Consider the following 23,336-nt stretch of genomic DNA (forward strand, 5'->3'; position numbering starts at 1 on the left):
TTGCGGTAACGAAGCGCGGTCCTCCGTTGGCAACGTCCCCCAATTGGGCCCCGGCCTCCGCCGGGGTGGTGGGTTTTGCCGGTATCGCACTGCCGCAAGCCAACGATCCCGCCGCCCCTTGTTCTCCCGCGAAGGCGGGAGCCCAGTCTGGGTTCCCGCCTTCGCGGGGAAACAAAGAGGTGGAGCGCTGACCGCATGACCGAAGATCCATACCCCCTCGCCACCGCCCCCACGATCGCCCAGGTCGCGTTGAAAGGCATATGCCCTCGCTGCGGCAAGCCCACGCTTTTCGAGAAATGGTCCAACTTCACCGACCGTTGCCCGAACTGCGGTCTCGACTTCAGTAAGTTCAACGTCGGCGACGGCCCTGCCGCATTCCTGACCCTGATTCTCGGCGCCCTCGTCGTGGCCCTCGCAATCACGCTCGAACTCAAGGTCCACCCTCCGCTCTGGCTCCACATGCTGATCTGGATCCCCTTTACCGCCGGCGGAGTCGTGTTGTCCCTAAGAGCGGCAAAGGGCGCCCTCATGTCCGCCGAATACCGCAACGCAGCCCGCGAAGGCCGAATCGACCCGTGACGAGACGCATCCCGATCATCCCCACCATCCTCGTCACGCTCGCAATTGCGGCGATGATCGGCCTCGGTCTGTGGCAACTCCTCGACCGCCTCCCGAAAAAGGAAGCGTTCCTTGCCCAGCTCGCCGCCAACCCCGCCAAACCGACGATGGCCTTCCCGCGCTTCCCCGACGAGACGCTCCTGTTCCGCCGCGCCTCCGGCCTCTGCCTCCAGCCGACCGGGATCAAACTCGCCGGCGCCGGCAAGTCGGGCTTCCGCGCGATCGCCGAGTGCCGGACCGGCGCCGAGGGCCCCGGCATGATCGTCCAGCTCGGTACCACGCGCGATCCGATGGCCGAGGTCACCTGGGCCGGCGGCGAAGTCTCCGGCTACATCAGCCACGCCCCCGACGGCCGTTCGCTGATCGGATCGCTGTTCGATCACACCCCGCAGCGCCTGATGTTGGTCGCCGACACCCCGCAGGCCGGCCTCAGCCCCAACGGCAAGCCCGACATCGCGTCGGTCCCGAACAACCACCTCGCCTATGCAGGCCAGTGGTTCTTCTTCGCCGCCATCGCCGCGATCATCTACGCCCTCGCGCTGCGCCGCAGGTCACGAACGGGACCAGACGTACGATAAACCAAACACCGTCATCCCAGCGAAAGCTGGGATATCCCCGTGTGGCACGCGTCATCTGCCTCGTGAGATACCCCAGCTTTCGCTGGGGTGACGGAATGGGGCTAGGGGCAACGGACTGCCGGCTGAGGTAAGGGACTCGGGACTGGGAACCGACGGGATCGCCCACCGTACTCGCCGAAAGCTTGTCGCCTCCCCCCCCATTCGCTAACCGGCTTGGCCATGCGTTACATCAGCACCCGCGGCTCGGCGCCGATCCTCGATTTCGAAGCGGCGACGCTCGCCGGCCTCGCCTCCGATGGCGGCCTCTACCTCCCCGACGCGTGGCCGACGATGACCCGCGACGAGATCGCCGCGCTCGCCGGGCTGTCCTATGTCGACACCGCGGTCGCGGTAATGGCGCCGTTCATCGGCGACGCGATGACGCGCGAGGAACTGAAGGCACTCTGCGAACAGGCCTATGGCCGGTTCTCGCACGCCGCAGTCGTTCCGCTCGTGCAGCTCGACCACGACCAGTGGCTGCTCGAACTCTTCCACGGCCCGACGCTCGCGTTCAAGGACGTCGCGCTCCAGTTGCTCGGGCTGTTCTTCGAGCGCTTCCTCGCCGGCACCGATAAGCGCCTGACGATCGTCGGCGCGACCAGCGGCGACACCGGCTCGGCCGCGATCGACGCGGTCGCGGGGCGCGACGGCATCGACATCTTCATGCTCCACCCGGTCGGCCGGATCTCCGACGTGCAGCGCCGCCAGATGACCACGGTGCTCAGCCCCAACGTCTACAACATCGCCATCGAAGGCAGCTTCGACGATGCGCAGGCGCTCGTGAAGGCGATGTTCAACGATCGCGCCTTCTCGACCAAGTTCGCGCTGTCGGCGGTGAACTCGATCAACTGGGCCCGCCTGATGGCGCAGGTGGTCTATTTCTTCTACGCCGCCGTCCGCCTCGGCGCGCCGGATCGCGAGGTCGCGTTCGCCGTCCCGACCGGCAATTTCGGCGACGTGTTCGCCGGCTATGTCGCGGCAAAGATGGGGCTTCCGGTGGCCAAGCTGGTCGTCGCGACCAACGTCAACGACATCCTCCACCGCGCGCTCAGCACCGGCGACTATTCGAAGGGCGGCGTCCAGCAGACCCCGACCCCGTCGATGGACATCCAGGTGAGTTCGAACTTCGAACGCCTGTTGTTCGACCTCGGCGACCGCGACGGCGCGGCGTTGGCGGCACAGATGGGTGGCTTCGAATCCTCGGGAGCGATGCGCCTCACCAACGCGCAGTCGCAAGGTGCCTCCGCCCTCTTCCAGAGCGAGCGGATCGACCTCGACGACATGACGCTGGCGATGCGCTGGGCACACGAGCATGCCGGGCAAGTGATCGACCCGCATACCGCGATCGGCCTCGCCGCCGCGCTGCGCACCGACGTCCCCGCCGGCGCTCCCATCGTAACGCTCGCCACCGCGCACCCCGCCAAGTTCGGCGACGCGGTCGAGCGCGCGACCGGCGTCCGCCCCTCGCTGCCAACCCGCGTCGGCGACCTGTTCGACCGCGAGGAGCGCTACGCCACGCTGCCCGCGACCTTCGAAGCGATCACCGCCTACATCACCGAGCGCGCGAAGCCGTCGGCATGAAGCTAGAAACCCTCATCGGCGAGCCCTGGGCGGATTACGGCCTGATCGACTCCGGGCACGGCAAGAAGCTCGAACGCTATGGCCGCTTCCGCTTCATCCGCCCCGAACCGCAGGCGATGTGGGCCCCTGCCTCGACCGACTGGCAGGCGCAGGGCGAATTCGTCCCCGGCTCCGACGAAGATGGCGGCGGCCGCTGGGAGTTCTCCGAGCCCGTCCCCCGCGAAGGCTGGACGCTCAAGTGGAACGAGGTGTCGTACACCGCGCAGACCACGCCGTTTCGCCACCTCGGTTTCTTCCCCGACATGGCGCCGGTCTGGAGCTGGATGCGCGAGCGCGTCGCGGGGCTCGAGTCGCCCGAATGCATGAACCTGTTCGGCTATACCGGCGTCGGCACGCTGGCGATGGCGACCAAGGGCGTCCGCATGGTGCATGTCGATGCCTCGAAGAAGTCGGTCGAGGCGGCCAAGGCGAACGCGAAACTGTCGGGCATGGCCGATGCGCCGATCCGCTGGATGACGGATGATGCGGCGAAGTTTGTCGCGCGGGAGGTTCGGAGGGGGCGGCGGTATGATGGGATTTTGCTCGATCCGCCGAAATATGGGCGTGGGCCGGAGGGTGAGGTCTGGCGGCTTGAAGAGGACCTTCCCAAGCTTATCGCCGACTGTCGGAAACTCCTCGACGAGAACTCCCGCTTCCTGTTCCTGACGGTCTACGCGGTGCGGATGTCCGCGCTCGCGATCGGCGAGTTGTTGAACCAGGTGTTCGCGGACTTGCCCGGCAAGGTCGAAGTCGGTGAACTCGGCGTCCGCGAAGAAGCGCGTGGCCTAGTATTACCGACGGCAATCTGGGCCCGCTGGAGCCGCTGAGCCCGCCCACCTAGCCACCCCGGCGGAGGCCGGGGCCCAGTTGGGGGACGGAGTTAACTGCGCGCTGTCCTTCGTTACTGCAACCTTTCCAACTGGACCCCGGCCTTCGCCGGGGTGGTGCTTTTAATTCAATAGTTGAGCGCGCCTCGAGCGCCGTTCCTCCGCGCAGGCAGGGATCCAGGAGGCAGAAACGAAATCGCTCGTGACCCTGGGCCCCCGCCTTCGCGGGGGAACAAGAATAGGACTCAGCCAGGAATCTGCTGCGAGATGCAGTGAAAGCTCCCGCCCCCGGTCAGGATATGGTCCGCACGCTGCCCCACCACCTCACGGTCCGGGAACAGCGCCTGGATCGCCACGACCGCCGCCTGGTCGTTCTCGGCGCCGTACAACGGCACCACCACCGCGGCGTTGCCGATATAGAAGTTCATGTAGCTCGCCGGTACGACCTCTTCGTCGCGCAGCACGCGGCCCGGCGACGGGATCGTCACGACCTCCAGCCCGGCCGCCTCGGCATCACGCGCGGCGTTCTGGTACACCTGCCAGTTCGGATCGTTGTCGGTCGCCTTGGGGATCGCCACGCGCCCCTCGCCGACGAACCGCGCTAGGTTGTCGACATGGCCATCGGTATGATCGTTGACCAACCCGTCGCCCAGCCACACCACGCGAGTGTAGCCAAGATCCGACGCCAGCCGCGCCTCGATCTCCGCCTTGGTCAGCGACGGATTGCGGTTGCGGTTGAGCAGGCACTGCTGCGTCGTCACGACCGTCCCGGTGCCATCGCCATCGATCGCGCCGCCCTCGAGAACCCAGTCGCACGCCTCGACCTGCTTGTGCCGGCTTTCTGCCAGCCGCTGCCCGATCGTGTCGTCGCCGGGCAGGTCGTACTTCCCGCCCCAGCCGTTGAACCGGAAGTCGCGCGCGCTGCCGTCGCCGACGATGATCGGCGCGGTATCGCGCAGCCAGATATCGCCGAACGGCTCGACCACCACGTCCGCGAACGGCGCCAGCCGCTTGGCGGTGGTCGCCGACCCGACATCGGCGGCGACCAGGATCACCGTCTCGCCCTTGCCGCCGGCATGCACCGCCTTGGCGAACGCGACGACCTCGTCCCGCGCCGGCTCCAGATCCTCCAGCCACAGGTCCGCATGGCTTGGAAAGCCGATCCAGACGGCCTTGTGGTGCGCCCACTCTGCTGGCGTAATCGTGGTCACTTACTTGGCTCCTGCGCGATCGCGGTCACGGATGCCGCGGAATTCGGCGGTCTTATACCAGTTCGGCCACAGACTGGTATCGTCCGCGAGCTTGCGCCCTAGCCCGTAATAGATCGTCAGATCCTCGACCGCACCCGACCAGTCCCACTTGGCGTCATATTCGTCGGCGGGCTTGTGATAGCGATGCGCGACATAATCCTCGCGCTTGGCATGCCCCGCCGCGGTGCCGCCGACGACCAGATCCTCGCCGCTGCCGCCATCGAGCATCGGGACGCCCAGCTTGGCGAAACTGAAATGGTCGGAGCGGTAGTAGCCGCCGCGCTCAGGATTCGCCTCGACGCCGATCACGCGGCCCTCGGCAGCGACGAACGGCTTCACCAGGTCCTCGATCTCCGACTTCCCCGCGCCGGTCAGCACGAAGTCCTTCGCGCGGCCGTCGACGTTCAGCACGTCCATGTTCACGCCGCCGACGGTATGCGCGAGCGGATAGATCGGATGCTCGGCATAATAGCGCGACCCGAGCAGCCCGGACTCTTCCGCCGTCACCGCCAGGAACGCGATCGAGCGCTTGGCTGACCCCGCCTTCACCTGAGCCTCGGCCAAGGCCACCAGCCCGGCGACCCCGCTCGCATTGTCCGACGCGCCGTTGCAGATGTCGTCGCCATCGACCGGATCGCAGTGCCCGAGATGGTCCCAATGCGCCGAATACATCACGTAATCATTGGGCGCGGCCGTCCCCGGCAGCACGCCGATGACGTTCTTCGACGCCTGCCGCTTGATCGTGTTGTCGAACCCACCGCCGAACTTCAGCCCGAGCGGCACCGCCTTGAACCCCTTCACCTTCGCCGCCGCCGCCAGCGTCGCGTAATCCTTGCCCGCGCTCGCAAACACGCGCTCCGCCGCCGCGCGCTGCATCCAGCCGACGATCTGCGACTGGTCGAGATGATCGCCCTTCTCGTCCAGCTCGAGCTGCGGCCCGGTCCAGGACGACTGGACCACCGCCCACGGATAGGCCGCCGGCTCGGTATCATGGACGATGATCGCCGCCGCTGCGCCGTGCTTGGCCGCATTCTCGAACTTGTACGGCCAGCGCCCGTACCACGTCATTGCACGGCCCTCGAAAGGCCCCTCGCGCGACATCGTCTGCCAGTCGGCATCGTTGATGAGGATGACCACGGTCTTCCCCTTCACGTCGGTGCCGGCATAATCGTCCCAGCCCTTTTCGGGCGCGGTGATGCCGTAGCCGACGAACACGACGTCGCTGTTCGCCACCGAAACCTTCGGCACGACGCGATAGGTGCCAGCGACCATGTCGGTACGGAAGTTGAGACTTACCGGCGTCTTGCCGCCGGTGAAGACATAGGGCTGCACGTTGCCGGCGGTGATCTGGACCATCGGCACGTCCTGCGTCCAAGCCCCCTTGTTGCCGGGCTTAAGCCCCGCCGCCTTCATCCGCTCGACGATATACGCGACCGTCTTCGCTTCCGCGGGCGTGGTCGGCGCGCGGCCTTCATAGGCGTCCGACGACAGAACCTGCGTGACGGTCTTCAACGTCTCGACCGAGATCGCAGGGGTAGTCTGCGCGGACGCGGCGGTTCCGAGCAGCAACAGAGACAGGATGGCAGCGCGCATGGTCATTTCCCCGATGAGTTGCGCGCGTTCTGGCAAAGCTGGGGGCCCATGTCCACGCGGCGAAATGGGCAACGAAAAAGGGCGGCCCCGCAGGACCGCCCTTTTCCGTTCCAAACCGCGCCGTGGCAAAGCCACGTCGTCGGGCGGTGCTTGAGCACCGCCGGCCAATCGACGAATTTACTCAACTTAACGCGAGTAGAACTCGACGACCAGATTTGGTTCCATCTTCACCGGGTAAGGCACTTCGTCGAGCGTCGGGACGCGCGTGAAGGTGACCTTGGCCGCGCCGTCGGTGGCGACGTAGTCGGGGATCTCACGCTCGGCGAGGCTCTGGGCTTCCATGACCAGCGCCATTTCCTGCGCCTTCGAACCCAGCGTGATCTCGTCGCCGACGAAGCAGCGACGCGAGGCGATGTTGCACTTCACGCCGTTGACGCGGATGTGGCCGTGCGAAACGATCTGGCGTGCCGCGAAGATCGTCGGTGCGAACTTGGCGCGGTAGACGATCATGTCGAGGCGCTGCTCGAGCAGGCCGATCAGGTTCTGCGAGGTATCGCCCTTCAGACGCGCAGCCTCATGGTAGCACGCACGGAACTGCTTCTCGGTCACGTCGCCGTAATAGCCCTTGAGCTTCTGCTTGGCGCGCAGCTGGATACCGAAATCGCTGACCTTGCCCTTGCGGCGCTGGCCGTGCTGGCCCGGGCCGTATTCACGCTTGTTGACCGGCGACTTGGGACGACCCCAGATGTTCTCGCCCATACGGCGATCGAGTTTGTACTTCGCGCTTTGACGCTTCGACATAGTAAGTCCTTGGCAAATGCTAACAACGTTGGTCCCGGTATCGCTCTGCTGGCTGTACGAGACGGATGTCCAGACAGGGCAGGGCCACCGCTTCACCGGGGTGCAGGGCCATTGCGAAGGCGGGCGCCTAGACGGGGGGCGCGCCAGAGTCAAGCTGGACAGGCCGGATGGGGCTCGGCAAGAGACGGCGCATGACCATTCTCCCCGGCCCAGATTGCACCACCATGACCGAGGTCCGCGCAGGCGTCGACGCGCTCGACCGCGACTTGGTCGCGCTGCTCGCCAGGCGGTTCGCGTACATGGACGCCGCCGCACGCATCAAGCCGGAGCGTGGGCACGTCCGCGACGAGGATCGGAAGACACAGGTGATCGACAATGCGCGGGCCGAGGCGGTTAGACTGGGCGTTCCGGAGGCCGTGATCGCGGATCTGTGGGAACGCCTGGTCGAAGCCTCGATCGCCTACGAACTCGCCGCCTTCGACCGGCGCTAGGCTCGCGGCCTCTTCCCCGCCAGCGACGACAACACGCCGCGGAGAGTCCGAATCTCCTGGCTCGACCAGCCCGGTTTCGTCAGCAGCGTGCGGAGAGTCCGCCGCGTCGACTGCATCTTGTCGGGCAGGTGGAAGAACCCGGCGCCCATCAGCATCGCATCGAGTTGCCCGATCATCCCGTCGAGCTCCTCCTGCGGCGCGGGCGGCATGATCGGGTTGATCGACGGCTGCGACAAACCTCGTTCCGCAGTCAGCCCCTTCGACCATTCATACGCGACCAGGATCACCGCCTGGGCGAGGTTGAGCGATCCGAACTCTGGATTGATCGGTACCGTGATGATCGTCCGCGCGACCGCGACGTCGTCGGTTTCGAGGCCGGAGCGCTCGGGCCCGAACAGGATCGCGGAGCGGCCGGGGGCTGCGTGGATCTCGGTTGCGGCCTGTTCGGGGGTAACGACGGGCTTGGTTACGCCGCGTTTCCGCACTGTGGTGGCGTAGATCTGCGCGCAATCGGCGGTGGCGGCGGCGACGCTGTCGTAGACCTTCGCGGTTTGGAGGACGATGTCGGCACCGCTGGCGGCGGGACCGGCGGAGGGGTTGGGCCAGCCGTCTCGCGGGGAGACGAGGCGCATTTCGGTGAGGCCGAAGTTCAGCATGGCGCGCGCGGCCTTGCCGATGTTTTCGCCGAGCTGGGGCCGGACCAGGACTATGACGGGGGGTGGGGTTTCGTCCACCAAGGTGCTTCGACTTCGCTCAGCACGAACGGGTGGGGAGGATAGGGCACTCTTCCCCTCTTCCGATCGAACATGGTTCTCCCCACCCGATGTGACGCTCTTTTCCTGTTCCGAGGAGATACCCGCCCTATCTTCCGATTGGCCATCCTCCTCTTCCGTTCGCCCTGAGCGAAGTCGAAGGGCACGCTCCCGCGGGGGGATCGCCGCATCGTGCAGGTCCGCCCAATCCTCCCGCGCGAGCGCTTCCTTCTTGCGCCGCGACCAGCCCTTCACCTGGAACTCCGCGGCGAGCGCTTCCTGCCGGCTGCCGAAATCCTGGCACCACAACAAGGTCACGGGGCGGCGCGTCTGCGTGTAGCCGGAAATCTCGCCGAGGTTGTGCTGGCCGATCCTGCGTTCCAGGTTATCGGTGTGTCCGGTGTAATAACTGTCGTCGGCGCAGCGCACCACATAGGCCCAGAATGTCATGGTCGCGGCTTACGCGGGGGCGTGGTGTTCGGACAAGTCCTTCGACTTCGCTCAGGACGAACGGGGGTGGAGAGGCCGGGTTGCTACCGAAAGGTACACCCCCATTCCGTTCGCCCTGAGCGAAGTCGAAGGGTACCTTTCTTGAGTCGCAAGACAGGCCAGCATCACTCCGCCCGCCCAACCTCCTCCACACTCCCGGCAAACGCCTCGAAGTCCTTCGCCTCGCTAAAATCCCGGTACACACTCGCAAACCGGATATACGCCACAGAATCGAGCCCCTTGAGCCCGTCCATCACCATCTCGCCGATCCGCTTCGACGTGACGTCGTTCTCGCCCAGCGTCTCCAGCCGCCGCTGGATCCCGCTCACCAGCTTCTCGATCCGCCCAGCCTCGATCGCCCGCTTCCGCGTCGCGATCGACAACGACCTGAGCAGCTTTTCCCGATCGAACGGCTCTCTCCGCCCCTCGCTCTTTAACACGAACAGCTCGCGCAACTGGATACGCTCGAACGTCGTGAAACGCGCGGCGCATCCCTCGCATTGGCGCCGGCGTCGGATCGCCGCCCCGTCTTCGGTGGGGCGGCTGTCCTTTACCTGGCTGTCTTCATGTCCGCAGAAGGGGCAGCGCATTCAGACCTTCTTCTTGCCCTTGTAATAGGCATAACCCGCGCCCGCGAGTGCACCGAAGATCGGGCCGATCACCGGCACCGGGATCGCCACGACCGCACCGAGTGCGCTCCACTTGGCCATGCTCTTGCCGAGGCCGGGGGTCGCCTTGATGTCGTTCTGGACGTCGTCGAACTTCGACATGCTGCTTATCCTTGATAGATCGGGAAGCGCGCGCACAATGCACGAACACGCGTCCGAACGTCCGCCTCGACTTCCGGGTCCCCATGCTCGCCCTTTTTCGCGAGGCCGTCCAGCACGTCGGCGACCATGTTGCCGATCTCGCGGAACTCGGCCGGGCCGAACCCACGCGTCGTGCCCGCGGGCGAACCGACGCGGATGCCGCTGGTCTTGACCGGCGGCAACGGATCATTGGGGATGCCGTTCTTGTTGCAGGTGATCCCCGCCCGCTCCAGCGCCTCGTCCGCATCGCGCCCGGTGATGCCCAGCGGCGTGAGGTCGATCAGCGCGAGATGCGTGTCGGTGCCGCCCGAGACGACGTCCGAGCCGCGCTCCTTGAGCGTCGCCGCCAGCACCTTGGCGTTCTCGACGACCGCGGCGATGTAGCTCTTGAAATCGGGCTGCAGCGCCTCGCCGAACGCAACCGCCTTCGCCGCGATCACATGCATCAGCGGCCCACCCTGAAGGCCGGGGAACACCGCAGAGTTGAACTTCTTCGCCAGCGCCTCGTCGTTGGTCATGATCATGCCGCCGCGCGGGCCCCGCAGCGTCTTGTGCGTGGTGGTCGTCACGACATGCGCGTGGCCGAACGGCGTCGGGTGCAGGCCAGCCGCGACGATCCCGGCGAAATGCGCCATGTCGACCATGAAATACGCGCCGACCTTGTCCGCGATCGCCCGGAAGCGCGCAAAGTCGATCGTCCGCGGATAGGCCGAGCCGCCCGCAATGATCAGTTTCGGCTGATGCTCGACCGCCAGCGCCTCGACCTGGTCGTAGTCGATCAGGTGCGTGGTCGCGTCGACACCGTATTGAATGGCGTTGAACCACTTGCCCGACATCGCCGGCTTGGCGCCATGCGTCAGGTGACCGCCCGCATCGAGGCTCATGCCGAGGATCGTGTCGCCCGGCTTCACCAGCGCCAGCATCACCGCGCCGTTCGCCTGCGCGCCCGAATGCGGCTGCACGTTGACGAACCCGCAGCCGAAGATCTGCTTGGCGCGCTCGATCGCGAGCGTCTCGACGGTGTCGGACGGCGCGCAGCCCTGGTAGTAACGCTTGCCCGGATAGCCCTCGGCGTATTTGTTCGTGAACACCGAGCCCTGCGCCTCGAGCACCGCCTTCGAGACGATGTTCTCCGACGCGATCAGCTCGATCTGCGTCTGCTCACGCTCGAGTTCGGCGGCAACGCCCGCAAACACGGCGGCGTCGGCATCGGCCAGACCGCGGGTGAAAAAGCCATCGGGCTGGACGTCGTGGAGTTCGCGGGGCTGAGTGCTCATGCGGGGACCTTTAACTTGTCGACACGGAGTTGATGACGGCCGCCGGCGAAATCGGCGGACAGGAAAGCTTCGACGCACGCCTTGGCCATTTCCTCGCCGATCAGGCGCGCGCCCATCGCGATCGCGTTGGCGTCGTTATGGATGCGCGCGAGGCTCGCCGACAGCGGTTCGGAGACGAGAGCGCAGCGGCAGGCGGGGTTGCGATTGGCGGCGATCGAGATGCCGATCCCGGAGCCGCACAGCGCGATACCGCGGTCGGCGCTGCCATCGGCAATCGCTGCAGCAAGCTTGAACCCATAGTCAGGATAATCGACGCTGGCGGTGCCCTCCGGCCCGAGATCGAGCACGTCATGCCCCGCCTCGCGCAGCCAGACGGCGAGCACCGCTTTCAACGAAACGGCGGCGTGATCGGACGCGATGGCGATGCGCACCTGGCGTAATCCTGTGACGGGGGATCGGGTGCCCAGCCCCTTACCCACCCGAGCCGGAATTTGCCACACCTGTTCGCGGCTGCTCCGTCATCCTGACGAAAGTCAGGACCTGGGGTAACATAGCGCATCACCCGTAGCTCTGGGTCCTGACTTTCGTCAGGATGACGCGCTAAGGTCGGCATCTGCGCTGAACGCCGACCGTGAAGGAGACATCGATGAAAGCCCTCACCCTGCTCGCCGCCGTCGCGCTGACCGCCTGTTCCGGCCCTGCGCCCGACACCAGCAGCGACGGCAACATGACGTCCGCCGGCTCGGTCGAGCGCAAGGTCTCCGCCCCCAAGCCCAAACCCGCGCCCAATTATGTCGGCCGCTGGATCGGCGTCGAAGGCATGGTTCTCGACGTCGCGCCGACCGCCACCCCCGGCCACTACGCGCTGACCATGCAGTGGGACCTCGACAACAAGGGCAAGTTCGACGGCACCGCGACCGGCGACACGATATCCTTCGATCGCGGCGGCATCCGCGAAACGCTGCGCCCGACCAATGGCGACGCGACCGGGCTGAAATATCTCTCCGGCAAAACCGACTGCCTGACCGTCAAGCCCGGCGAAGGCTATTGCCGCGAGCGACTTAGCCGCTAGGTTCCGGATCGTGACCATGGCCTTTTCAAATGCGGACGCGGCGCGCGCGCATCTCTCCGAGGTGCTCCTGCGCACCGGGCAAGAAGACCGCGACGCGTTTCGCGAGCTCTATTCGCTGACCAGCGCGAAGCTTTTCGGCATCACCCATCGTATCTGCGGCAACGCCCAAGCCGCGGAGGATGTGCTGCACGAGGTCTATCTCACGATCTGGAAACGCGCCGGTGCCTGGGAACCCGGCCGCGCGAGCCCGATAACCTGGTTGGCGACGATCGCGCGCAACCGCGCCATCGACTGGCAGCGCGCGCAGGGCGTCCGCCGCACGAGCCCGCTCGACGACGCGCCCGACATCGCCGATCCCGGCGAGGGCGCCGAGGCGGGGATGCTGGCGAGCGAATCGTCGCGCGAACTGATCGAATGCCTGAACGGTCTCGAACCGCAGCAGCGCGACGCGATCCGCACCGCATTCTTCGACGGCATCACCTACGCCGAACTCGCGATCAAGCGCGCCGTACCGCTGGGCACGATGAAGAGCTGGGTCCGCCGCGGCCTCGCTCGCCTGAAGGATTGCCTTGATGGTTGATCCGACCACCGATACCGGCGTGCCCGAGGACGTCGCCGCCGCCGAACTCGCACTCGGCCTGCTCGAGGGCGAAGAACGCGGGGCAGCTCTGCGCCGCGTGCTCGCCGAGCCCGGTTTCGCAGCCCAGGTCGAATGGTGGCGGTCGCGCCTCGCTGTCTTGTTCGACCTCTGGCCCGAACGCGCCGCGCCGCCGCATCTCGCCGCGCGGATCGAAGCCAGCCTCGACGGTCCAACTCCCGCCAAGACCAGCCGCTTCGCCTGGCCCGCACTCGCGGCCGTCACCAGCGCGATCGCCGCGTCGCTGTTGCTGTTCGTCATGGTTCGCCCCGAACCGACCGTGCCCGTCGCCCAGCCGGTTCCCGTCGCCCGCGCGTCGAGCGTGCTCGTCGCGATGCTCGGCGATGCAAAGTCGCCCGTCGCCGCGGTCTTCGATCCTGCGAACGGCGCGCTCCGCGTCGCGGCAGGTCCCGGCGTTCCGAATGCGCGGGTCGCGGAACTCTGGGTGATCGGCGGCGACGGCGTGCCGCACTCGCTCGGCCTGCTCTCGGGACGTCCGACGTCGCTGGCACCGAAGGGCGTCGATCGCGGTCGCATCGCCCCTGGCGCAACGCTCGCGATCTCGGTCGAACCGCTCGGCGGCTCGCCGACCGGCCTGCCGACCGGCCCGGTCGTCGCCACCGGCGTGGTCGCACGCGTCTGATGCCCGTCTGATGCTCGTCCGATGACAGTGCGACCCGCCGCGACCGGCGGCATCCCGCCGATCGCGCGGCTGCTCGGCCTGAGCGGCCTGCTCCCACAGCTCGGGGCAGTCGCGCTGCTGCTGAGCGGCGATCCGCAAAGCCGGTATTCCGCGCTGGCGATCGCCTACGCCTATGCCGCGCTGATCCTGAGCTTCCTAGGTGGCCTATGGTGGGGCCTCGCCGCCCGAACCGACTCGCCCCCGCGCTGGCTCTGGTTCGCCAGCGTCGCCCCCTCGCTGATCGCGCTGGTCACCGCGTGGCCCTGGATGGTCGGCCTGCGCTGGCCCGGCCCGTCGTTGGTGGTGCTCGGCATAAGCCTGATCGCTGCGCTGCTCGTCGACCGGGCGCTGGTCAAAGCCGGCATTGCCCCGCCCGGCTGGATGGCGTTGCGCGTGCCCTTGTCGCTCGGCCTCGGCATCTTGACGTTACTAGCGGCTATACTGTGACGCGCGTGCGCGGAAATGCTATACCAACGCGATGAGCGTCGCCGAGCACATCACCCAGCTGGCTTCCGGGCCTGCGCGATTCACTACCGCCGAGTTCATGGAACTCGTCCGTCATCCGCCGATCGCCGACTGGCTAGGCAAGGTCGAACTGGTCAACGGGGAGATTATGCGGATGTCACCGGCAAAAATACCGCACTGGAACGCGCAGCGCATCGCGTTCCTCCGATTGCAGTCCGCCTTCGCCGCGCTCGGCACCGAATGGATTGTCGGGCAGGAGCCCACTGTCCGCCTGGCCGCCGACACGCTGCGCGAACCGGATGTGGCGGTGCTTCGCGATCCCGATCTCCGCGCGACCTTATTCGACCGCGCTGCGCTTTTCCTAGCTGTCGAGATCCCCGATACGAGCCTCGCGCTAGATCTCGGCGCCAAGCGAAGCGACTATGCCGAGGCGTTCGTGCCGCATTACTGGGTCGTCGATATCAACGCGCGCAGGACGCACGTGATGGCCAAGCCCCGCGCCGGTGATTACGAAGACAAAAGGCTGATCCCGTTCGGCGAGCCTATCGCGATCCCCGAGTTGCACCTCGACATCGTCGTCGACTGAGCCTCAAGCCGCCTTGCGCAAGTCCAGCCGGCTCCAGATCTCCACCAGCGCATCCGTCAGTTCGCGCATCATCGCCTCGGTATGCGCAGGGCCCGGCGTGAACCGCAGCCGCTCGGTGCCGCGCGGCACGGTCGGGTAGTTGATCGGCTGCACGTACACGCCGTATTCGGCGAGCAGCACGTCGCTGATCTTCTTCGCCTTGACCGGATCCCCGACCATCAGCGGCACGATATGCGTATCACCGATCATCACCGGCAGCCCGGCGCCCTTCAGCATCGCCTTGAGCATCGCCGCCGAAGCCTGCTGCCCCTCGCGCTCGACGCTCGACGCCTTCAGATGCCGCACGCTCGCCAGCACGCCCGCGACCAGTACCGGCGACAGCGAAGTCGTGAAGATGAACCCCGGCGCATAGCTGCGGATCACGTCGACGATCGTGCGATCGGCGGCGATATAGCCCCCCATCACGCCGAATGCTTTGCCCAGCGTCCCCTCGAGGATCGTGATTCGGTGCGCCACCTCGTCACGCTCCGAAATGCCGCCGCCACGTGCGCCGTACATCCCGACCGCATGGACTTCGTCGCAATAGGTCAGCGCGTTGTACCGGTCGGCGAGGTCGCACACCGCCGAGATCGGCGCGATGTCGCCCTCCATCGAATACACGCTCTCGAACGCGATCAGCTTCGGCGCCGCGGGGTCTTCCGCCGCGAGAAGCTCTTCGAGATGCGCGAGATCGTTGTGGCGGAACACGCGCTTCTCGCAGCCCGAATTCCGGATCCCCGCGATCATCGACGCATGGTTCAACTCGTCCGAAAAGATGATGCAGCCCGGCAGGACCTTCGCCAACGTCGCCAGCGTAGCCTCGTTCGAGACGTAGCCGCTGGTGAACAGCAGCGCCGCTTCCTTGCCGTGCAGGTCGGCGAGTTCGCCCTCCAGGTCGACATGGTAATGCGTGTTGCCGCCGATGTTGCGCGTGCCGCCCGAGCCCGCGCCGACGTCGTGCAGCGCCTCTTCCATCGCCGCGATCACCTTGGGGTGCTGGCCCATCGCGAGATAATCGTTTGAGCACCACACCGTGATCGGCTTGGGCCCGTTATGCCCGGCGAAACAGCGCGCGTTCGGGAAAGCGCCCTTGTTGCGGAGGATGTCGATGAACACGCGGTAGCGCCCTTCGGCATGCAACCGGTCGATCGCCTGCGTAAACACGCGCGAATAATCGACTCGCGGACCCGAGATGGACTCCGTTGCCGTGATGCCGTTGGTAATCATAGGCTTGGGCACTACGCCTCGCTTTCACTCGTTTCCAGCGCAATACCGCTCTTACGGTGATCGCTTTCCTCATCCGGGGTGCACATTGCCACGATGCGCCCGCGAAGCAAGGTGCCACATTGTCCCAGGTTAACGCCTAAAGCTGCTCGATCCGCGCAAATCCTCGCGCCGCTAGGGCAGGTGCCAGCGCCCGCTCCTCGTCACCCAACCGGGTAAAGACGGCGGTGCCCTCGCCCGCGCCCGACCATGATTCGCCCTGCATCAGGTGAACGATCCGCCGCGCGATCCCGGGACCACCGTCGACGAACCGCACACCGGGTGCCGCCATGGCCAGCTCCGCCTCGACCAGCGGGAAATGCGTGCAGGCGTTGACGATCACGTCGATTCGCTCCCCGCCGGGTTGCGAGAACAGCCCGTCGAGCACCGCCGCATAGCGGTCAGGCGCCACCGCTCGCCCGTGCAACTTGGCCTCCGCCATCTCGACCAAAGCCGCCGACCCGTAGCGGAGCACCGTGCAATCGCCCGCAAACCTCGCAGCCAGATCATCGACATACGCCTGCCTCACGGTCGCCTCGGTCCCCAGCACGCCGATCGTCCGCGTAACCGACAGCGCGGCAGCGGGCTTGATCGCCGGTACCGTCCCGACCACCGGCAGGTCGAGCGCCGCGCGCACTACCGGCAGCGCGATCGTCGAGGCGGTGTTGCACGCGATCACGATCAACCGCGGCCGATACCGCTCCGCCAACCGCCCCAGCAACACCGGCACGCGGGCGGCGATCTCCGCCTCGCTCTTCGTGCCGTAGGGAAACCCGGCCGAGTCGGCGGCGTAGACGAACGGCGCATCGGGGAGCGCCCCGCGCGCGGGCCCGACGATCGACAACCCGCCGACACCGGAATCGAAGAACAGGATGGGGCGCGTGTCCATCCATGCGCCTTAGGACGGAACGCCTTAGGCAAACCAGAGCCTTCCCCCCGCCATCCTGACGAAAGTCAGGACCCAGGGTTACAAGCGTTGTCCTCCATGGCTCTGGGTCCTGACTTTCGTCAGGATGACGGGAGGTGCTGTGAGGTCGGCACCCACTCGACGCCATTTGCCGTCAGCCCCGCGTCGTTTATAAGCGCCCTCGGAACGGGGGACATACTTGCAGACGGAAATTCTCTGGGTCGCGCCCACGCTATCACTCGTGCTCAGCTACCTGCTCGGCTCGATCCCGTTCGGCGTCATCCTGACGCGGCTCGGCGGCGCAGGTGATCTGCGGACGATCGGCTCGGGCAACATCGGCGCGACCAACGTCCTTCGCACCGGACGCAAGGGCCTCGCCGCTGCCACGCTGCTGCTCGACATGGCCAAGGGCGCGGTCGCCGTGCTGCTGGTCGCACACCTGTTCCCCGGTAACGCCATGCTCGCGGCCGCCGGTGCGTTCATCGGCCATTGCTACCCCGTCTGGCTGAAGTTCAAGGGCGGCAAGGGCGTCGCCACGTTGATGGGAATCGTCGTCGCGCTCTACTGGCCGCTCGGGCTGGTCTACGCTGTCGTCTGGCTGGGCCTACTCGCGGGCCTGCGCATCTCCTCGGTCGCCGGCATGGCCGCTGCGCTCAGCGCACCGTTTGCCGCCGCGCTGTTCGGCCGTTTCGACCTCGTCCTCCTCCTCCTCGCACTAGCGCTGATCGTGCTGTGGAAGCACCGCGAAAACGTCGAGCGCCTGTTCTCGGGGACCGAGCCGCGGATCGGCTCCAGCCGGAAAACGAGTGACTGACCCGACGGTCTCAAGACTTCGGCTCATCCGCACGACCGGGATCGGACCGGTCACCTATCGCCAGCTCATCGCCCGCTTCGGCAGCGCGGACGCCGCCATCGACGCGCTCCCGATGCTCGCCCAACGCGGCGGCGGACGCAGCCCCCGTATCGCCGACACGGCGCTGGCCGAACGCGAAATCGCCGCCACCGCAAAACTCGGCGCGCGCTATCTCTTCCTCGACGACGCCGACTATCCCAGCCTGCTCGCCGAGATCGAGACAGCCCCGCCAGCGCTGATCTTCCGCGGCAACCTCACCCACGCCACCCGCCCCTGCATCGCGATGGTCGGCGCGCGCAACGCGTCCGCCGCCGCCTGCCGCTTCGCGAGACAATTGGCGCTGCAACTCGCCGAAGAGGGTACGACGATCGTCTCCGGCCTGGCCCGCGGCATCGACACCGCCGCGCACATCGGCGCGCTCGGCGCGGGCTCGAGCGGCGCGACGATCGGCGTCATCGCCAGCGGCATCGACATTGCCTACCCGCCCGACAATATCGGCCTGCAGGAGCGCATCGCCACCGACGGCCTGCTGCTCGCCGAACAGCCCCCCGGCACCGAACCGAAGGCGCGCAATTTCCCCTCGCGCAACCGCATCATCGCCGGCCTCGCGATCGGCACGGTAGTGGTCGAGGCGGTCCCCAAATCCGGCTCGCTGATCACCGCGCGGCTCGCCAACGAGTCCGGCCGCGAGGTCATGGCCGTCCCCGGCAGCCCGCTCGATCCCCGCGCGCAGGGCTGCAACCTGCTCATTCGCGAAGGCGCCACGCTGGTGCAATCGGCCGCCGATATCCTCGAGCAGATCCGCCCGTTCGACCCGCGCTCGGTCCGCTCGCCGATCGACGCCTATGCAAGCTCCCCCGCCGAAGACGCCACCGACACCGACCGGCGCCGGATCACTGACCTGCTCGGCCCCGTCCCCGTCGCGATCGACGAACTCATCCGCCAGTCGCGCCGGAGCCCCGCCGTCGTCCACACGGTGCTATTGGAGCTCGAACTCGCCGGCCGCCTCGACCGCCACGCCGGCGGCCGCGCCAGCCTGACTTGATCGCTAATACTGATCCTCCCCCGCCAGGGGAAGGTGGCTGGCGCTTGCCAGACGGAGGGGGAGGTAAACGACCACGTCAGTTCCGTCCTCCCCCTCCGTCGCTTCGCGCCACCTCCCCCTGGCGGGAGAGGATCGCACCGTGTCTGCGATCACTCCGCCGGCAGATAGATCTCGCTGCCTTTCGCGCGGAATTTCTCGCTCATGTCAGCCATGCCCTTTTCCGCGTCGGCGTGGCTGCCCGTCGCGAAGATCGCCCGCTCGGCATCCCCAGCATCGACGTCCGCCGCTAGAAACGTATCCGCTGGCGCGTTCTGCTTGGCGGCAAAGTCCCGCACCTCCTGCGTGATCTTCATCGAGCAGAATTTCGGCCCGCACATCGAGCAGAAATGCGCGGTCTTGGCCCCTTCCGCCGGCAACGTCTGGTCGTGATACGACTCCGCCGTATCGGGATCGAGCGACAGGTTGAATTGGTCGCGCCAGCGGAACTCGAAGCGCGCACGTGACAGGGCGTCGTCGCGCATTTGGGCGGCGGGGTGTCCCTTTGCCAAGTCGGCGGCGTGGGCGGCTAGTTTGTAGGTGACCACGCCGACCTTCACGTCGTCGCGATCCGGCAAGCCCAAATGCTCCTTCGGCGTGACGTAGCAAAGCATCGCGGTGCCGTACCAGCCGATCATCGCGGCGCCGATGCCGCTGGTGATGTGGTCGTAGCCGGGGGCTATGTCCGTGGTGAGCGGCCCTAGCGTATAAAACGGTGCCTCGCCGCAGACTTCTAGCTGCTTGTCCATGTTCTCCTTGATCTTGTGCATCGGCACGTGGCCGGGGCCTTCGATCATGACCTGGACGTCGCTCTTCCAGGCGCGGTGCGTCAGTTCGCCGAGCGTGAAAAGTTCGCTGAACTGCGCTTCGTCGTTGGCGTCGGCGATTGAGCCGGGGCGCAGGCCGTCGCCGAGGCTGTAGGCGATGTCGTACGCCTTCATGATCTCGGTGATCTCGTCGAAGCGCTCGTAGAGGAAGCTCTCCTTGTGGTGGCTGAGGCACCATTTCGCCATGATCGAGCCGCCGCGCGAGACGATGCCGGTAACGCGTTTCGCGGTGATCGGGATGTAGGCGAGGCGGACGCCGGCGTGGATCGTGAAGTAATCGATGCCCTGTTCGGCCTGCTCGATGAGCGTGTCGCGGAAGATCTCCCAGGTGAGGTCCTCGGCCACGCCGCCGACCTTTTCGAGCGCCTGGTAGATCGGGACGGTGCCTACGGGCACGGGCGAGTTGCGGAGGATCCATTCGCGGGTGTCGTGGATGTTGCGGCCAGTGCTGAGGTCCATGACCGTGTCGGCGCCCCAGCGGATCGACCAGACGAGCTTGTCGACTTCGGCGGCGACGTTGCTGGCGACCGCGGAATTGCCGATGTTGGCGTTGATCTTGACGAGGAAGTTGCGGCCGATCGCCATCGGTTCGGATTCGGGGTGGTTGATGTTGTTGGGGATGATCGCGCGGCCGCGGGCGATCTCGTCGCGGACGAATTCGGGGGTTACGAAGTCGGGGATCTGCGCGCCGAAGCTTTCGCCGTCTCGCTTATAGTCTTTGAGCATGGCGCGGCCGAGGTTTTCTCGGGTGGCGACGTATTCCATCTCCTGGGTGATTATCCCACGTCGCGCGTAGTGCATCTGGCTGACGTTGGCGCCGGCGCGCGCGCGGAGGGGGCGCTTGATGGTGGCGGGGAACTGGGGGACGCCGCCGGAGCGGTCGGGGCCGAGCTGGCCGTTGTCCTCGGGGCGGATTTCACGCGCGTCGTAGGATTCCACGTCGCCGCGGGCTTCGATCCAGGCGCGGCGGAGTTGGGGGAGGCCGGCGTTGATGTCGATCGACGCGCGCGGGTCGGTGTAGGGGCCGCTGGTATCGTAGACGCGCAAGGGGGGCTCGGAGCAGCTTGGGTCCAGGACGATCTCGCGCATAGCAACGCGGACGTCTGGGCTGGAGGGAACCGCGACGTGGATTTTGCGTGAGCCTCGGATCGGGCCAGTGGTTACGCCAATGTCTGCTGTCGGGGTGCCTGCTTCGAAATCGGCCATGCGCTTGCTCCTACGGGTCTCGGAGCAAGGTTTACGGTTCTGTGGCGACCGCTCCCTCCCTCCGCCGGTATCAACCGGATCAGGTTCAGCGGGTCGAAGGCTCCTGCCTTCCTCTCAAGCGCGGATTAGCGCTCCCCCGGGGTGGGGTGAGCATAGGGGGGTGTGGTTGGGGTGCAATGGGAAACTTGGCGGTTCGGGGTGCGCGGGGGGCGGTGCGCCTTGGAGTTGGTTGGGCATCCTGCCGATCGAAAGTTCACCACCCCGGCGGAGGCCGGGGCCCAGGTGGGGGACGGCGCTAACGACGCGATGTGCTCCATTATAGCCACCTTTCCAACTGGGCCCCGGCCTTCGCCGGGGTGGTGTTTGTTGTTGGGGTGGGGGTCCCTTAACGAGAAAAGGCCGCTGCCCTGGTTGGGGCAACGGCCTTTCATCTAACTCCGCGTAACTCCGCGCGCCGTCAGTCGTAGCTAAGCTACGCCTTGTGGCGTGCTTTGCTGCGCTGGCCGGGCTTGGGCGAGTCTTGCGCCGGGTCGGCGCAAGCCGCCCTGCGCCTTAGAACCGGAAGCTCACGGTGCCGCGCAGCGAGTGCCAGCGGAAGTTCTCGTCGCTGCGGCGGAAGGCCGTGCCCGCGGTGTTGGGGGCGAGGACGAACGGGTTGTTGGCGAGCAGGACCGGGCTGCCGGTGATCGCGCTGCCAGCCGTGACGAGGACGCGGGCGTCGTCGTCCTTGTACTGGTGGTAGGTGTATTCCATGCCGATCGAGATGTTCTTGGTCAGCTTCTGCTCGATGCCGCCGCCGCCGACATAGCCCCAGCGCTTGTCCGAGCCGGTGGCTGCGAACGCGTTGGCGGTGTTGGTGGTGAAGAACAGGTTGTCGATCTTGGCATAGCCGGCGCCGCCGGTGGCGTAGAACAGCGTGTTGCGCGCAGCGAGACCGGCGCGGAGGCGGGCCGAGCCTTCCCACTTCAGCTTGCGCGCCATCGTATAGCTGGCGGGCGTGGTCGAGAAGGCGGCGACGCTGTCGGTGATCTCGGACTTGCCGAATTCGCCGACGATGCCGACCACGAACGGACCGCGCTGCACGTCAAAGCCTGCGCGGCCGTAATACGACCAGCCGTCATCGTCGTTGCGGCAGCCATAGGCCGGCACAGCGGTGCGGGCGGAGCCGTTGCAGAAGCCCGGCGAGAAGGCATTGGCGCCGGTGATGGTGTTGACGCTGTCGCTGAAATTGCCGTCGTTGTTGCGGTCGAACAGGATCGACGAGCCGATGTCGTTGCCCTGGACGTCATAGCCGCCGGCGGCGCCGATATAGACGCCCGAGAACGGCTTGCTGTCGCGGTCGGTGGTCATGTCCTGCGCGGCGGCCGGAACGGCAAAAATGCCCGCGGCGGCGAGGCCGGCGAGCATGGTGAGCTTCGTGAAGTTGGTCATGGTCGTTCCCCAAACGAGGGGCCGCGACGCTCTTGATGAGCGCCGCGACCCGGATTTTCCTGTTTCAGTTCGTGACGACGATCACGCGTTGGCGCCGCTCGTGCGCAGCGAATCGAGGCGGTTGTTGGTCCCGTTGGGGAAGAAGCCGCCACCGATCTTCGCAGTGGGCGTCAGGTAGACGATGTTGTGCACCTGCGCGACCGAGCGGCTGTAGGCCAGGCCGTTGGCGTCGGTCGGCACGATGTTCGAGATCGTCGGATCCGACCCGGTGATGCCCTGATCGTCGTCGCCGATCACGCCGGTCGTCGTGTTGGTGACGGTGCCGTCGAGGCTGTCGCGCGCGTCGCTGATCTGGTTCGCGGCGGTGATGAGCGCCGGCGTGCCGTTCGGAGTCTGCAGACCCTTGCGGTACAGGATCGTGCGGATGAGGCCTGCGTGATACGCCTCTGCCGCGAGGATGCCGGCGGCGGCCTCGAGATAGGTCTTGTTGGCGATCAGCGGTGCTGCGCCCTTGTAGGCCGACACGCCGACGTCCTCGAAGATGTACGCACCGAGCAGGAAGCTGTTGTCGTCGGCATAGGGGTTGAACACACCCGTCGCACCGATGACGCCAGCCGCGCGGGCGGCCGCCGTGAACGCGCCCGGTGCGGCTGCCGTGCCGACCGAGATGTCGATCGCCGGCTGAGCGACGGCTGCGCTGCCGAGTGCAGTGCGCAGGAAGGCGACGTGCGCGACTTCGTCGATCGCGATTTCGCGTGCATATTCACGCACCACGGCATCCTGGAACGGCACCTGTGCGCCGCCGGTGACTGCGCCCTGCGTCCCGATGCCGGTCAGCAGGCTGGCGTTCAGGCCGACGCCGAATGCCGCGAACGCGTAGAACTGCGCTTCGAGATATTCGAGGTTCAGCGCGACGTTGAGCACGTCGGCGTCGTTGAGCGCGGCGACCGGCGCCGGTCCCGGAGTCGGGGTCGGTGCGAGATCGGAATCGTCGTTGCCGCATGCCGAAAGCAGGCTTGCGCCGCCGATGGCGAGAGCGGAGCCACCGGCAAAGCGGAGGAAGCTGCGGCGCTCGTTGCGACGGCTGGCGATCGCGTCGAATATTTCCAGCTTGGTATTGAAATCGGTCATTGGGTTAATCCC

The 23,336-nt window shown here is 66.5% G+C and carries 25 protein-coding genes and 1 riboswitch; of the genes, 12 read left to right on the plus strand and 13 right to left on the minus strand.

The features are described from left to right. The first annotated feature begins 195 nt into the window (after nt 1-195). The 4 genes from C8J46_RS02250 to C8J46_RS02265 all read left to right on the plus strand — a co-directional run bounded on the left by C8J46_RS02250 (nt 196) and on the right by C8J46_RS02265 (nt 3,682). Nucleotides 196-579 (plus strand): DUF983 domain-containing protein, encoded by a 384-nt coding sequence (locus C8J46_RS02250; RefSeq protein WP_132734641.1) that lies wholly within the window; start codon nt 196-198, stop codon nt 577-579. Further along, nucleotides 576-1,196: an SURF1 family cytochrome oxidase biogenesis protein gene (locus C8J46_RS02255; RefSeq protein WP_277984210.1), complete on the plus strand. Its 621-nt coding sequence runs from the start codon at nt 576-578 to the stop codon at nt 1,194-1,196. The genes C8J46_RS02250 and C8J46_RS02255 overlap by 4 nt, the downstream gene beginning before the upstream one ends. A 219-nt stretch (nt 1,197-1,415) precedes the next feature. Next, complete coding sequence (thrC, locus tag C8J46_RS02260) at nt 1,416-2,816, plus strand: threonine synthase (RefSeq protein WP_132734643.1); 1,401 nt, start codon at nt 1,416-1,418, stop codon at nt 2,814-2,816. Further along, nucleotides 2,813-3,682, plus strand: a complete 870-nt coding sequence (locus C8J46_RS02265) for a class I SAM-dependent methyltransferase (RefSeq protein ID WP_132734645.1) — start codon at nt 2,813-2,815, stop codon at nt 3,680-3,682. Before thrC ends, C8J46_RS02265 begins: the two co-directional genes overlap by 4 nt. 245 nt (nt 3,683-3,927) lie before the next feature. Here the strand turns inward: C8J46_RS02265 and C8J46_RS02270 are convergent, their stop codons facing one another. From C8J46_RS02270 to rpsD, 3 genes are all read right to left on the minus strand, one after another. Further along, nucleotides 3,928-4,893 carry an agmatine deiminase family protein gene (locus C8J46_RS02270; protein ID WP_132734647.1) on the minus strand — a complete coding sequence of 322 codons (966 nt, stop codon included), beginning with the start codon at nt 4,891-4,893 and terminating at the stop codon, nt 3,928-3,930. Continuing rightward, entirely contained in the window at nt 4,894-6,525 is a 1,632-nt protein-coding gene (locus C8J46_RS02275; RefSeq protein WP_132734649.1) for a M28 family peptidase, read from the minus strand. Nucleotides 6,526-6,711: 186 nt separating this feature from the next. Further along, the gene (gene rpsD, locus C8J46_RS02280) at nt 6,712-7,326 is read right to left on the minus strand and encodes a 30S ribosomal protein S4 (protein ID WP_056053294.1); all 615 of its coding nucleotides are present in this window, start codon (nt 7,324-7,326) and stop codon (nt 6,712-6,714) included. Between the two features lie 191 nt (nt 7,327-7,517). On the opposite strand from rpsD, the gene C8J46_RS02285 reads away from it, so the two are divergent. Continuing rightward, on the plus strand, nt 7,518-7,817 hold the full coding sequence (locus C8J46_RS02285; RefSeq protein WP_132734651.1) for a chorismate mutase: 300 nt from the start codon (nt 7,518-7,520) through the stop codon (nt 7,815-7,817). On the opposite strand, the gene C8J46_RS02290 is transcribed toward C8J46_RS02285, so the two are convergent. From C8J46_RS02290 to rpiB, 5 genes are all read right to left on the minus strand, one after another. Next, entirely contained in the window at nt 7,814-9,019 is a 1,206-nt protein-coding gene (locus C8J46_RS02290) for a TrmH family RNA methyltransferase (protein ID WP_132734653.1), read from the minus strand. The genes C8J46_RS02285 and C8J46_RS02290 overlap by 4 nt on opposite strands. A gap of 164 nt (nt 9,020-9,183) precedes the next feature. Continuing rightward, nucleotides 9,184-9,648 (minus strand): transcriptional regulator NrdR, encoded by a 465-nt coding sequence (gene nrdR / locus C8J46_RS02295; RefSeq protein ID WP_056487307.1) that lies wholly within the window; start codon nt 9,646-9,648, stop codon nt 9,184-9,186. Continuing rightward, nucleotides 9,649-9,828, minus strand: coding sequence for a hypothetical protein (locus tag C8J46_RS02300; RefSeq protein ID WP_056053298.1), 180 nt, complete (start codon nt 9,826-9,828; stop codon nt 9,649-9,651). Nucleotides 9,829-9,833: 5 nt separating this feature from the next. Next, nucleotides 9,834-11,144, minus strand: coding sequence for a serine hydroxymethyltransferase (locus tag C8J46_RS02305; protein WP_132734655.1), 1,311 nt, complete (start codon nt 11,142-11,144; stop codon nt 9,834-9,836). Beyond that, nucleotides 11,141-11,575, minus strand: coding sequence for a ribose 5-phosphate isomerase B (gene rpiB, locus C8J46_RS02310; protein WP_132734658.1), 435 nt, complete (start codon nt 11,573-11,575; stop codon nt 11,141-11,143). The genes C8J46_RS02305 and rpiB overlap by 4 nt, the downstream gene beginning before the upstream one ends. Nucleotides 11,576-11,790: 215 nt before the next feature. Between rpiB and C8J46_RS02315 the strand changes: the two genes are divergently transcribed. The 5 genes from C8J46_RS02315 to C8J46_RS02335 are packed head-to-tail and all read left to right on the plus strand — an operon-like array spanning nt 11,791 to nt 14,586. Then, nucleotides 11,791-12,216: a hypothetical protein gene (locus C8J46_RS02315; RefSeq protein ID WP_132734659.1), complete on the plus strand. Its 426-nt coding sequence runs from the start codon at nt 11,791-11,793 to the stop codon at nt 12,214-12,216. A gap of 16 nt (nt 12,217-12,232) precedes the next feature. Then, nucleotides 12,233-12,796, plus strand: coding sequence for a sigma-70 family RNA polymerase sigma factor (locus C8J46_RS02320; protein ID WP_132734661.1), 564 nt, complete (start codon nt 12,233-12,235; stop codon nt 12,794-12,796). Beyond that, nucleotides 12,789-13,496 (plus strand): anti-sigma factor, encoded by a 708-nt coding sequence (locus C8J46_RS02325; RefSeq protein ID WP_132734663.1) that lies wholly within the window; start codon nt 12,789-12,791, stop codon nt 13,494-13,496. Before C8J46_RS02320 ends, C8J46_RS02325 begins: the two co-directional genes overlap by 8 nt. Nucleotides 13,497-13,517: 21 nt before the next feature. Beyond that, complete coding sequence (locus C8J46_RS02330) at nt 13,518-13,982, plus strand: DUF3429 domain-containing protein (RefSeq protein ID WP_132734665.1); 465 nt, start codon at nt 13,518-13,520, stop codon at nt 13,980-13,982. Nucleotides 13,983-14,013: 31 nt separating this feature from the next. Beyond that, nucleotides 14,014-14,586 (plus strand): Uma2 family endonuclease, encoded by a 573-nt coding sequence (locus tag C8J46_RS02335; protein WP_132734667.1) that lies wholly within the window; start codon nt 14,014-14,016, stop codon nt 14,584-14,586. 3 nt (nt 14,587-14,589) lie between these two features. Here C8J46_RS02335 and hemA read toward each other — a convergent pair whose 3' ends face one another. After that, a complete protein-coding gene (hemA, locus tag C8J46_RS02340; RefSeq protein WP_132735312.1) occupies nt 14,590-15,852 on the minus strand; it encodes a 5-aminolevulinate synthase in 1,263 nt (420 codons plus the stop codon). A gap of 136 nt (nt 15,853-15,988) precedes the next feature. Continuing rightward, nucleotides 15,989-16,777 carry a glutamate racemase gene (murI, locus tag C8J46_RS02345; protein ID WP_132734669.1) on the minus strand — a complete coding sequence of 263 codons (789 nt, stop codon included), beginning with the start codon at nt 16,775-16,777 and terminating at the stop codon, nt 15,989-15,991. Between the two features lie 217 nt (nt 16,778-16,994). Between murI and plsY the strand changes: the two genes are divergently transcribed. Further along, entirely contained in the window at nt 16,995-17,609 is a 615-nt protein-coding gene (gene plsY, locus C8J46_RS02350; protein ID WP_132734671.1) for a glycerol-3-phosphate 1-O-acyltransferase PlsY, read from the plus strand. Next, complete coding sequence (gene dprA / locus C8J46_RS02355; RefSeq protein ID WP_132734674.1) at nt 17,602-18,693, plus strand: DNA-processing protein DprA; 1,092 nt, start codon at nt 17,602-17,604, stop codon at nt 18,691-18,693. The genes plsY and dprA overlap by 8 nt, the downstream gene beginning before the upstream one ends. Nucleotides 18,694-18,842: 149 nt before the next feature. Here dprA and thiC read toward each other — a convergent pair whose 3' ends face one another. The 3 genes from thiC to C8J46_RS02370 all read right to left on the minus strand — a co-directional run bounded on the left by thiC (nt 18,843) and on the right by C8J46_RS02370 (nt 23,324). Continuing rightward, complete coding sequence (gene thiC / locus C8J46_RS02360) at nt 18,843-20,762, minus strand: phosphomethylpyrimidine synthase ThiC (RefSeq protein ID WP_132734676.1); 1,920 nt, start codon at nt 20,760-20,762, stop codon at nt 18,843-18,845. A 39-nt stretch (nt 20,763-20,801) separates the two neighbouring features. Then, a riboswitch (TPP riboswitch) is annotated at nt 20,802-20,911 on the minus strand. A 403-nt stretch (nt 20,912-21,314) separates the two neighbouring features. Then, a complete protein-coding gene (locus C8J46_RS02365) occupies nt 21,315-22,193 on the minus strand; it encodes an outer membrane beta-barrel protein (protein WP_243643179.1) in 879 nt (292 codons plus the stop codon). Between the two features lie 81 nt (nt 22,194-22,274). Beyond that, nucleotides 22,275-23,324 (minus strand): ferritin-like domain-containing protein, encoded by a 1,050-nt coding sequence (locus tag C8J46_RS02370; protein WP_132734678.1) that lies wholly within the window; start codon nt 23,322-23,324, stop codon nt 22,275-22,277. Between the last annotated feature and the right edge of the window lie 12 nt (nt 23,325-23,336).

The organism is Sphingomonas sp. PP-F2F-A104-K0414 (assembly GCF_004340945.1).
Lineage (GTDB): Bacteria > Pseudomonadota > Alphaproteobacteria > Sphingomonadales > Sphingomonadaceae > Sphingomonas.

Bases quoted from the DNA above. Each gene is read 5' to 3' on its own strand.
- C8J46_RS02285 (WP_132734651.1), top strand. From the start codon at position 7,518: ATGACCATTCTCCCCGGCCCAGATTGCACCACCATGACCGAGGTCCGC.
- thrC (WP_132734643.1), top strand. From the start codon at position 1,416: ATGCGTTACATCAGCACCCGCGGCTCGGCGCCGATCCTCGATTTCGAA.
- C8J46_RS02325 (WP_132734663.1), top strand. From the start codon at position 12,789: ATGGTTGATCCGACCACCGATACCGGCGTGCCCGAGGACGTCGCCGCC.
- C8J46_RS02305 (WP_132734655.1), bottom strand. From the start codon at position 11,144: ATGAGCACTCAGCCCCGCGAACTCCACGACGTCCAGCCCGATGGCTTT.
- thiC (WP_132734676.1), bottom strand. From the start codon at position 20,762: ATGGCCGATTTCGAAGCAGGCACCCCGACAGCAGACATTGGCGTAACC.
- C8J46_RS02250 (WP_132734641.1), top strand. From the start codon at position 196: ATGACCGAAGATCCATACCCCCTCGCCACCGCCCCCACGATCGCCCAG.
- murI (WP_132734669.1), bottom strand. From the start codon at position 16,777: ATGGACACGCGCCCCATCCTGTTCTTCGATTCCGGTGTCGGCGGGTTG.
- C8J46_RS02265 (WP_132734645.1), top strand. From the start codon at position 2,813: ATGAAGCTAGAAACCCTCATCGGCGAGCCCTGGGCGGATTACGGCCTG.
- C8J46_RS02275 (WP_132734649.1), bottom strand. From the start codon at position 6,525: ATGCGCGCTGCCATCCTGTCTCTGTTGCTGCTCGGAACCGCCGCGTCC.
- hemA (WP_132735312.1), bottom strand. From the start codon at position 15,852: ATGATTACCAACGGCATCACGGCAACGGAGTCCATCTCGGGTCCGCGA.
- C8J46_RS02290 (WP_132734653.1), bottom strand. From the start codon at position 9,019: ATGACATTCTGGGCCTATGTGGTGCGCTGCGCCGACGACAGTTATTAC.
- rpsD (WP_056053294.1), bottom strand. From the start codon at position 7,326: ATGTCGAAGCGTCAAAGCGCGAAGTACAAACTCGATCGCCGTATGGGC.
- C8J46_RS02315 (WP_132734659.1), top strand. From the start codon at position 11,791: ATGAAAGCCCTCACCCTGCTCGCCGCCGTCGCGCTGACCGCCTGTTCC.
- C8J46_RS02330 (WP_132734665.1), top strand. From the start codon at position 13,518: ATGACAGTGCGACCCGCCGCGACCGGCGGCATCCCGCCGATCGCGCGG.
- C8J46_RS02370 (WP_132734678.1), bottom strand. From the start codon at position 23,324: ATGACCGATTTCAATACCAAGCTGGAAATATTCGACGCGATCGCCAGC.
- C8J46_RS02300 (WP_056053298.1), bottom strand. From the start codon at position 9,828: ATGTCGAAGTTCGACGACGTCCAGAACGACATCAAGGCGACCCCCGGC.
- C8J46_RS02320 (WP_132734661.1), top strand. From the start codon at position 12,233: ATGGCCTTTTCAAATGCGGACGCGGCGCGCGCGCATCTCTCCGAGGTG.
- C8J46_RS02365 (WP_243643179.1), bottom strand. From the start codon at position 22,193: ATGACCAACTTCACGAAGCTCACCATGCTCGCCGGCCTCGCCGCCGCG.
- C8J46_RS02335 (WP_132734667.1), top strand. From the start codon at position 14,014: ATGAGCGTCGCCGAGCACATCACCCAGCTGGCTTCCGGGCCTGCGCGA.
- nrdR (WP_056487307.1), bottom strand. From the start codon at position 9,648: ATGCGCTGCCCCTTCTGCGGACATGAAGACAGCCAGGTAAAGGACAGC.